General features: G+C 61.9%; 2 protein-coding genes and 1 pseudogene. All 3 read right to left on the bottom strand.

Annotated elements, in window-relative coordinates; translation table 11 throughout:
• A pseudogene (locus AS93_RS20780) lies at positions 1–81 on the bottom strand (electron transfer flavoprotein subunit beta/FixA family protein); the annotation flags it as partial.
• A gap of 21 nt (positions 82–102) precedes the next feature.
• The gene (locus AS93_RS0118260) at positions 103–1578 is read right to left on the bottom strand and encodes a tripartite tricarboxylate transporter permease (protein WP_027591913.1); all 1476 of its coding nucleotides are present in this window, start codon (positions 1576–1578) and stop codon (positions 103–105) included.
• A 24-nt stretch (positions 1579–1602) separates the two neighbouring features.
• Positions 1603–2115, bottom strand: coding sequence for a tripartite tricarboxylate transporter TctB family protein (locus AS93_RS0118255; protein WP_051587539.1), 513 nt, complete (start codon positions 2113–2115; stop codon positions 1603–1605).
• Positions 2116–2138 lie beyond the last annotated feature (23 nt).

Here is a 2138-nt window from a genome sequence, read left to right as displayed (position 1 = left end):
GTCGACGCCGGAGTTGTCCGCCTTGACGCGAACCTTGACGTTGTAGTCGACCACGCGTTTGACGGTTACCAGGACTTTCATAATGTCTCCGATTAGCGGCAATCAATTGTTGCGTAACGATTGAATGTAGCGGTGCAGCGCAAAGCCCAGGGACAGCAGGGTCAGGGCGATGAAGAACCAGTCGATGGGGCTGCGCACGAACACATCGAAACTGTGGTTGCTGATCAGCAGGGAACGCCGGAAGTTGTCCTCCAGCATCGGCCCGAGGATGAAACCGATCAGGAACGGCGCGGCGGCAAACCCGGTGCGGTTGAAGATGAAGCCAACCAGACCGAACACCAGCATAACCGCGATATCGAAGGTGCTGTTGTTCACGGCGTAGGCGCCGTAGATGCAGAACATCAGCACGATCGGGAACAGGATCTGCTTGGGCACGTCGGCGATGCGCGAGAAGTAGCGGATCGCCAGCTTGCCGGTGCCGAACAGCACCACGGAGCTGAGCATGATGCCGCAGAACAGCGCATAGATCAGGTTCATGTTCTCCTGGAACAGGATCGGTCCGGGAGTCAGGCCGTGGATCATGAAGGCGCCGAGGATGATCGCGGTGATCACGTCCCCGGGAATGCCCAGCGACAGCAGCGGGATCATGGTCGCGCCGGCGACCGCGTTGTTGCCCGACTCGGCTGCGGCCACACCCTCGATCTCACCCTTGCCGAAGTTCTCCCGGTTGGGCGAATTGCGGCGGGCTTCCGAATAGGAGATGAACGACGCAGCCGTCGCGCCGGTACCGGGAATGGCACCGATGATCACGCCAATGAAGCTGCCGCGAATGATGGTGCGCATGCTGCGCTTGAGTTCCTGCCAGGTCATGTCGGCACCCGCCACGGCGGTCTGGATGTGCTCGCGGGCCCTGGACAGGTAGAACTCAAGAATTTCGGGAATGGCGAACAGGCCGATCAACAGCGGGATGAAGTTGATGCGGTCCATCAGGTTGAAGTTGTCGAAGGTTAGGCGCTCGGTGCCGTACACCGGATCCATGCCCACCAGGGCAAGGATCACGCCCAGGGCAGCGGCGACCAGCCCCTTCATCACCGAGTCGCCGGACACGGAAATGATGATGGTCAGCGAGAAGCAGATCAGCCAGAAATACTCCGGCGGCCCGAAGCTGAGCGCCAGCTGAGCCAGGAAGCCCGCCAGGAAGATCAGCGACAGGTTGGAGATGAAGTCGGCGATGCAGGACGCGTACAGCGCCATGGACAGCGCCTTCTTCGCCTCGCCCTTCTGCGCCATCGGATAGCCGTCCAGCAGGGTGCTGGCCGACGCCGGCGAGCCGGGGGTACGGATCAGGATGGCGGTGATCGAGCCGCCGTACATGCCGCCCTTGTAGATGCCGACCAGCAGCAGGATCGCGGTGACCGGCTCCATGCCGAAGGTAAACGGCAGGGCCAGGGCCACCGCCATGGTGGCGGTCAGGCCGGGAATGGCGCCGATCACGACGCCGATGACCACGCCAAGCGCGATCATCAGGATATTTTCCACGCTCAGGAAAAGGCTGAGCACCTCGAGGATCTGGTCCATCTCATCGTCTCATCAAGCGGGAACTCAATATCCCCAGAGGCTGCCGTACGGCAGGGGAACGTTCAGGCCATAGTCGAAGGCCAGGCAGATGCCGACCGGCATCACGACACCCAGCAGATAGATGCCGATGTGCCGCACGCCCATGGCGACGAACAGCAGCAGCGTGGCCAGCACACCGCACACCGCCGCGCCCAGCGCCTCGAAGCCGAAGTAGTAGACGGCGAAGGCCAGCAACGGCAGCAGCCATTGAATGACCGGCAGCTCACGCAGCGGGGTGCTCTTTTCCACCCGCTCGCGCTGCGGGCCGAACAGCGTGCCCAGCACCAGGCCGACGCCCAGCAACAGGATCATCCAACCCATGATCTGCGGAAGGATCAGCGGCGACAGCAGCGGAGACTGCAGTCGCCGCGGCTCCACGATGTATTCGGGAATCAGATAAAAGAGAAACGTCAGCGACGTTGCGATCAGAACCAGGCTGATGACGGCCTCGCCGCTGGCGAGCCTGCGCATCTTCTGGCGAATAACGGTGTTGTTCATACGTCTACCCAGTCAGACAGGGG

The sequence above is a fragment of the Pseudomonas sp. RL genome (genome assembly GCF_000647775.1).
GTDB lineage: Bacteria > Pseudomonadota > Gammaproteobacteria > Pseudomonadales > Pseudomonadaceae > Serpens > Serpens flexibilis.
The sequence above is the reverse complement of the archived record's forward strand: the minus strand, read 5'-3'. Positions and strand labels throughout refer to the sequence as shown.

What these genes read in the sequence shown, in the direction of transcription:
- AS93_RS0118260 (WP_027591913.1), bottom strand. Translation starts at nt 1,578, where the DNA reads ATGGACCAGATCCTCGAGGTGCTCAGCCTTTTCCTGAGCGTGGAAAAT.
- AS93_RS0118255 (WP_051587539.1), bottom strand. Translation starts at nt 2,115, where the DNA reads ATGAACAACACCGTTATTCGCCAGAAGATGCGCAGGCTCGCCAGCGGC.